Origin of the sequence: Shewanella sp. S1-49-MNA-CIBAN-0167, assembly GCF_040310145.1 — a bacterium.
GTDB classification, from domain to species: domain Bacteria; phylum Pseudomonadota; class Gammaproteobacteria; order Enterobacterales; family Shewanellaceae; genus Shewanella; species Shewanella psychromarinicola.
Map to the genome: position 1 here is coordinate 55,120 of NZ_JBEOPO010000033.1, position 6,811 is coordinate 61,930.

The 6,811-nt window shown below is 42.4% G+C and carries 7 protein-coding genes; all 7 read left to right on the top strand.

Going from position 1 to position 6,811, the window contains the following annotated elements:
* The first annotated feature begins 37 nt into the window (after positions 1 to 37).
* Positions 38 to 982: a 50S ribosomal protein L3 N(5)-glutamine methyltransferase gene (prmB, locus tag AAEZ00_RS15380; protein ID WP_124013620.1), complete on the top strand. Its 945-nt coding sequence runs from the start codon at positions 38 to 40 to the stop codon at positions 980 to 982.
* A 68-nt stretch (positions 983 to 1,050) separates the two neighbouring features.
* Entirely contained in the window at positions 1,051 to 2,145 is a 1,095-nt protein-coding gene (aroC, locus tag AAEZ00_RS15385) for a chorismate synthase (RefSeq protein WP_124013619.1), read from the top strand.
* Positions 2,145 to 3,326 carry an MFS transporter gene (locus AAEZ00_RS15390; RefSeq protein ID WP_351079249.1) on the top strand — a complete coding sequence of 394 codons (1,182 nt, stop codon included), beginning with the start codon at positions 2,145 to 2,147 and terminating at the stop codon, positions 3,324 to 3,326. The genes aroC and AAEZ00_RS15390 overlap by 1 nt, the downstream gene beginning before the upstream one ends.
* Before the next feature lie 36 nt (positions 3,327 to 3,362).
* Positions 3,363 to 4,499, top strand: coding sequence for an ATP-NAD kinase family protein (locus tag AAEZ00_RS15395; protein ID WP_335688996.1), 1,137 nt, complete (start codon positions 3,363 to 3,365; stop codon positions 4,497 to 4,499).
* 3 nt (positions 4,500 to 4,502) lie between these two features.
* A complete protein-coding gene (locus AAEZ00_RS15400; protein WP_101030253.1) occupies positions 4,503 to 4,781 on the top strand; it encodes a YfcL family protein in 279 nt (92 codons plus the stop codon).
* Between the two features lie 22 nt (positions 4,782 to 4,803).
* The gene (locus AAEZ00_RS15405; RefSeq protein WP_124013616.1) at positions 4,804 to 5,343 is read left to right on the top strand and encodes an RNA methyltransferase; all 540 of its coding nucleotides are present in this window, start codon (positions 4,804 to 4,806) and stop codon (positions 5,341 to 5,343) included.
* 424 nt (positions 5,344 to 5,767) lie between these two features.
* Positions 5,768 to 6,139: a rhodanese-like domain-containing protein gene (locus AAEZ00_RS15410; RefSeq protein ID WP_124013615.1), complete on the top strand. Its 372-nt coding sequence runs from the start codon at positions 5,768 to 5,770 to the stop codon at positions 6,137 to 6,139.
* Positions 6,140 to 6,811 lie beyond the last annotated feature (672 nt).

The window sequence follows — 6,811 nt, forward strand, 5'->3', positions numbered from 1 at the left end:
GTTACAATAGCTGAGAAGAATTTTTAAGGAGTGTGTTTTGGATAAGATCTTTGTAGATGAAGCTGTCACTGAGTTACGTACCATAGCTGATATGTTGCGTTGGGCTGTCAGTCGTTTTAATGATGCTAACATTTATTATGGCCACGGAACGGATAATGCCTGGGACGAAGCGATTGCATTGGTTTTTGATGCTTTACATTTACCCGAAGAAATCGGCCAGCAGGTTATTTTAAGTAATTTAACCAGTAGCGAAAAACACAAAATCGTTGAATTGATTATTCGCCGTGTACGTGAACGTTTACCGGTTCCGTATTTGACCAATAAAGCCAATTTTGCCGGACTCGAATTTTATGTTGATGAGCGCGTACTTGTACCACGCTCACCGATAGCAGAAATGATCAATTATAAATTTAGCCCTTGGTTATATAATAAACCTGTTAATCGCATTATGGATTTATGTACCGGCAGTGCTTGTATTGCCATTGCTTGTGCCTATGCGTTTGAAGATGCTGAAGTTGACGCCTTAGATATTAGTGAAGATGCACTTGAAGTGGCCCAGATTAATGTTGAGTCTTTGGGTGTGTTAGAACGTGTTTTCCCGATTCAATCCGATTTATTTTCGGCGATCCCTAAAGGTCCTCATTACGATTTAATTGTATCTAACCCTCCATATGTTGATGCTGAAGATATTGGCGATATGCCTCAAGAGTATCATCACGAACCCGCGATAGGGTTAGCGTCTGGTAATGATGGCTTAGATTTAACCAAACGCATTTTGGCGAATGCGGCAGATTATTTGACCGAAACCGGTTTACTTGTGGTTGAGGTGGGTAATTCAATGGTGCATTTGATTGAGCAATATCCTGATATGCCGTTTACTTGGGTTGATTTTGAATTTGGCGGTGATGGTGTGTTTGTATTAACTCGTGATCAGCTAGTTGAAAATGAAACACTTTTCGCCATCTACAAAGATGGTGAATAATCGCGATAACATTAGCGACAAGAATAGCACTCAATAAAGTGAATAATTAATAGAGGTAGTTAACGCGCATGTCAGGAAATAGTATTGGCCAAAACTTTGTTGTGACAACATTTGGTGAAAGCCATGGTGTTGCTCTAGGTTGTATCATTGATGGTTGTCCTCCAGGGCTTGAGTTAACTGTTGAAGATATGCAACATGATTTAGACCGTCGTCGTCCTGGCACGTCACGCTACACTACTGCCCGGCGTGAAGCTGATGAAGTGAGAATTCTGTCAGGCGTCTTTGAAGGTAAAACGACTGGCACCTCTATTGGTTTGTTGATTGAGAATACCGATCAACGCAGCCAAGACTATTCCGACATAAAAGACACTTTTCGTCCTGGTCATGCTGATTATACCTATCAGCAAAAGTATGGCATGCGTGATTACCGTGGCGGTGGTCGCTCGTCTGCGCGTGAAACCGCAATGCGCGTTGCTGCCGGTGCGGTTGCTAAAAAATACCTTAAACAAGTTCATGGCATTGAAATCCACGGCTATCTTGCTCAATTAGGGCCAATTTGCGCCGAGACCATCGATTTAACTCAAATTGAACAAAATGCATTTTTCTTTCCTGATGCCAGTAAATTAGAAGCATTGGACGAGTATATGCGTGGTTTACGTAAATCTGGTGATTCGATTGGTGCCAAGATAACTGTGGTGGCAACTGGCGTACCTGTGGGGTTAGGTGAACCAGTATTTGATCGCCTCGATGCTGACATTGCCCATGCACTAATGGGCATTAATGCAGTGAAGGGCGTTGAAGTGGGTGATGGCTTTGGGGTTGTCACTCAAAAAGGCTCTGAAGGTCGCGACTTAATGTCACCACAAGGATTTGCGTCGAACCATGCTGGCGGAGTTCTGGGGGGGATTTCATCCGGTCAACCTGTTGTGGCTCATATTGCGCTAAAGCCGACCTCAAGCATTAGTGTGCCTGGTCAAAGCATGACAGTACAAGGTGAAACGATTGAGATGATCACCAAAGGTCGTCATGATCCTTGTGTCGGAATTCGTGCCGTACCCATTGCTGAAGCGATGCTTGCTATCGTGTTAATGGATCACTTATTAAGACATCGTGCTCAAAACCACGATGTGACCAGACAAACGCCCGTTATCGGAATGCGCTAATGTCCTCAGTTAAATGCCCTGAGCCGGATTTACGCTGGCTCAGGGCTTGTTATTTCTTTTTCTTTTCTATTCTTGGCATCATGGTCCCCTATTTGGGGGTTTTCTTTGACAGTCGAGGCTTCAATGCCCAAGAGATAGGTTTTTTGTTGGCGATATTAATGGCTACTCGCATTGTCGCACCTAATGTGTGGGCGGCGGTTGCTGATCGAACTGGCATGCGTTCAGAACTGATTAAATTAGGTTCTTGTGCCGCGGCGATCACCTATATCAGTTTTTTCTTTGATGGCAGCTTTGTCTATTTAGCGATTAGTCTGGCGATATACACGTTTTTTTGGAATGCGATTTTAGCTCAGCTAGAAGTGATTACCTTAGAAACGCTAGGTGACAAAGCTGAGCGTTATGGCGCTATTCGCAGTTGGGGCAGTGTGGGTTATATCGTGTTGGTGATCAGTGGTGGTCTTGCCATTGATTATTGGGGCCCTGAAGTGTTGCCTTATATGGGCATGATATTGTTTTTAGGTTTGTTTGCGTGTTCGTTACCTTTGCCTGCTAACCGCAGCGTTGTCGTCAATAAGTCCGAACGACCTAAGCTTAAGCTTGATGCCTCATTAGTGTGGTTTATGTTGTCTGCAATGTTACTCCAGATGAGTGTCGGACCATTTTATGGCTTTTTTGTATTGTATCTAAAACAGGTTGGCTACTCTGAGACCATCGCTGGTTTGCTGGTTGCCTTAGGCGTTCTAGCCGAAATCGTTATCTTTTTTTATTCATCTCGCCTTATTCGCCAATACGGTATCCGAGTATTACTCGTGGTGAGTATTTTACTGACGGTTATTCGTTGGTTACTGTTAGCCTTTGGCGTTGAATACGTTTCATTATTGATAATCAGCCAATTATTGCATGCATTTACCTTTGGTTTAGTGCATGCGGCCTCAATCCATTTTATTCATCGACACTTTAATGTCAGTCACCGGAGCACAGGGCAAGCATTATATGCCAGTGTCAGTTTTGGTGTGGGCGGTGCATTAGGCACATGGATAAGTGGCATGATTTGGGGGGATGGTAGTCAAATTATGTGGGTTTGGATATTTGCAGCAAGTTGTGCTTTTTTATCAATGCTTGCGGTTATGATGATCCCAAATATCAATGGCGAAGCATCCGCAAACGCACCACAAAGTTAATCTAAAATAGTGTTGTCGCAACAGCAAGGAGTCGACGTGAAACGTTTTCGTTTAGGGGTAATTATTAATCCACTGGCGGGATTAGGTGGGAGTGTCGGTTTAAAAGGCTCTGATGGTGTTGCTAATGATGCCATTGCCAAAGGAGCCATACCTAAAGCGCAGCAGCGGATGCAACAAGCCTTAGCGGTAGTGTTACCTTTTGCTGACACGATTGATATTATCACTGCATCGGGCGACATGGGTGCAGATTTGTGTCGTCAAATGGGGTTTCAAACAAATGCGGTGTATACCTGTAGTGCAACGACATCTTCGCTAGATACTCAGCAAGCGGTAACTTATTTACTTGAACAACAGTTGGATTTACTGCTTTTTGCGGGGGGGGATGGCACTGCTCGCGATATTTCTGCCGTGGTTGAAGACAAGCTACCTGTATTAGGCGTTCCTGCCGGAGTCAAAATTCATTCAGGTGTTTATGGCATTACGCCTCATGCTTCAGGGCTCGTGGTGAGCATGTTGTTAAAAGGTGAGTTAGTCAGTTTAATGTCAGCCGATGTAATGGATATTGATGAAGTTGCGTTTAGGCAAGGCACTGTCAGAGCCAAACGCTTTGGCGAAATGATGGTTCCTGCTGAGCCTAGATATATTCAAGCGGTAAAAATGGGTGGCAAAGAAGTCGATGAACTCGTGTTAGCTGATATTGCCGCTGACATTATCGAGTCTATGGAAGATGAGCTTTATATCATGGGTTCAGGTAGTACCGTTGCGGCGGTTATGGAAGACTTAGGCATTGATAATACCTTGTTGGGTGTCGATGTCATTCAACATAAAGCGCTAATTGCCAGCGATGTTACTGCTAAGCAATTACTTGAACTCACAAATGATACAGAATCTTGTCCTGCTAAATTGGTGATAACCTTAATTGGTGGTCAAGGTCACATATTGGGCCGCGGTAACCAACAATTATCGCCAGAATTAATAAAACGCATAGGAAAAGACAATATTTTAATCTTAGCCACAAAAACTAAGCTTAAAGCACTTGAAGGCAGGCCATTAATTGTGGATAGTGGCGACCCTGAATTAGACAAAGCACTCACAGGCTATTACAAAATAGTCACTGGCTACCATGATTACGTGATGTACCAGGTTGCCAACCCAGATTTAGTGGAGAACTAAACCATGTTAGAACTGTACGATGCCGCATTAGAGTCTTGGATGGAAGACAGTGTTAGCAATAGCGACGATGATGCATTATTTGCGTGTGGTTATTTACAAGGTCACATAGCGGTAGTATTAGCCGAATTAGAAGTGGAAACAGAACAAGATCTACCAGCTCTGGATCTCAAGTTGGTTAAATGCTTAGCCTTGGCAAATGAAGAGTTAGAAGAACACGATTTTTCATTAGTAGAAGCTGCATGGCTGCAATTACGTCAACGTATTGTGGTTCAAGCGGCATAACCGGAAAAGATTAATCTGCTTTATGGAAAATATTCAAACGAGAGTGACAATTGGATTAGTTAATCCTAAAACCCCAGTCAATGTCGGTGGCATCATGCGTGCTGCAGGCTGTTATCGGGTCGATAATGTTTGCTATACCGGTAAACGTTACGAATTGGCCGCTAAGTCGGGTGATGCTCAATACGATGTGGACACTAAAGATGCTGCAAAGCGCATTCCTTTGGTCGGCGTCGAGTCATTACTCGATAGCGTGCCTGACGGAGCAACGATTGTGTGTGTTGATCTCGTCGTTGGGGCAACGCCATTGCCTTTATTTACTCATCCCGAAAATGCATTTTATATTTTTGGTCCAGAAGATGGCACTATTCCTCAGCAATTGATTGATGCAGCAACAGCGGTAGTTTACGTACCAACCGTTGGCTGCATGAATTTAGCTGCATCAGTGAATGTACTGCTTTATGATCGCCTTGCAAAAATGACCCAAATGGATGCTGGTGATGAGCTGATTAGACAAAGCCGCGATAATAACAATCGTACCAAAGTGAAGCATTGGTTAAAGTAATTTTCCTGAGAATACAATAAATGCCGGATGAGAAATCATCCGGCATTTTTATTTAAGCGTTTTAAGGTAAAAATTCACTGACACTGAGGGCTACCAAGTCACATAGACAAAGCGGCGGTGTTAATTGGCCTTGTTAATTAATTGTCATGATATTAAGCGCAATAGCATAAACATGCCAAATAGAAGCTTGAGAATGAGGTTATTTGCTAATGTTAGTTTTTTAGACGTGGTTTAAATGTGGAACATTCATTGATAAAAGCTTGAATTATGAACTTAAGTGGTAGAAGTTGTGTAGGAAGACAAGCGTCGAAGTGCCCTTAAATGCGAATAGTGAGGTTTGTGCTAAAGGTCAAGTAACCGTCATTAGATTGATGACTTCGTAAGACTTAATGGTTCAGAATGAAGCCTTTTTAGGAATATATAGATGTCGATATTAACGAGTTTATCTCAGTGGTTACCGTTTGGAAATATGCCAGAAATGAACGCCGAAGAGGTGTATAAGCGTCTTAAGACAAATGATATTCAGATTGTAGATGTTCGAACGAAAATGGAATGGAATAAGTCACATATCGAAGGCTCGTTAAATCTGCCCATAACAAAGCTTTCAATTGACACTATAAAACAGCTTGATCTATCACAAGAGATAACCACCGTCGTGATATGTCTATCAGCCCATCGTAGCATCCCAGGCGTTAGAAAACTTAACCAGTTCGGGTTTGAGGATGTTTATCAACTTGAGGGAGGAATGCTTAGCTGGTGGCAGTCAAAGTTGCCAACATCAACTATGACACATTAGGGCAGAGAGACTAAGTATGACGTTAATATTTTTGCATTGTTCAGGCTGTACTCGTGTTGTCTGGTTCTAACGAGTCTTTAAGGCGTATGAATGCGATCGAAAAATTCAGCTGATGATTTTGTAACAAACTAATAATCAGGTTCGTTTAATTGCACTCAACCGTCCTTCATAGTGTCACCCAGATCGATTGATATGCTTGAAGCACTTTCAGTTGTGCTATAGGAGGCGGAAAGTGAAACTATTGTTCGGATAATTGTCCTTGCCAGAGGTTATGAATAGCTGAGCCCAGCGAGTGACTGCTTTATTTAGCAATGGACATGGGTAAATGCATTAATTTAAGTTTGATGGGGTAACACTAGGAAGTTTTAAAGAGAGGAATAACAATAAAAATGGTTGCGGGAGTAGGACTTGATAAAAAACTACAACCTTCGACTCTTTATTTATAAAAGCTGAGCCCGACGATCTAGCAATTGTTCCATTATGCATCTGACAACGCTATAAATTATTTTAATTCTATTGACTAAAGAAATGGTTGCGGGAGTAGGACTTGAACCTACGACCTTCGACTCTTTATTTATAAAAAGCTGAGCCCGACGAATCATCAATTTCTAGAACCGCGTCCTATAAGACTAGACGTTTAATATTCTTATTACTAAGAAATGGTTGCGGGAG

Bases quoted from the DNA above. Each gene is read 5' to 3' on its own strand.
- aroC (WP_124013619.1), top strand. From the start codon at position 1,051: ATGTCAGGAAATAGTATTGGCCAAAACTTTGTTGTGACAACATTTGGT.
- AAEZ00_RS15390 (WP_351079249.1), top strand. From the start codon at position 2,145: ATGTCCTCAGTTAAATGCCCTGAGCCGGATTTACGCTGGCTCAGGGCT.
- AAEZ00_RS15400 (WP_101030253.1), top strand. From the start codon at position 4,503: ATGTTAGAACTGTACGATGCCGCATTAGAGTCTTGGATGGAAGACAGT.
- AAEZ00_RS15405 (WP_124013616.1), top strand. From the start codon at position 4,804: ATGGAAAATATTCAAACGAGAGTGACAATTGGATTAGTTAATCCTAAA.
- AAEZ00_RS15410 (WP_124013615.1), top strand. From the start codon at position 5,768: ATGTCGATATTAACGAGTTTATCTCAGTGGTTACCGTTTGGAAATATG.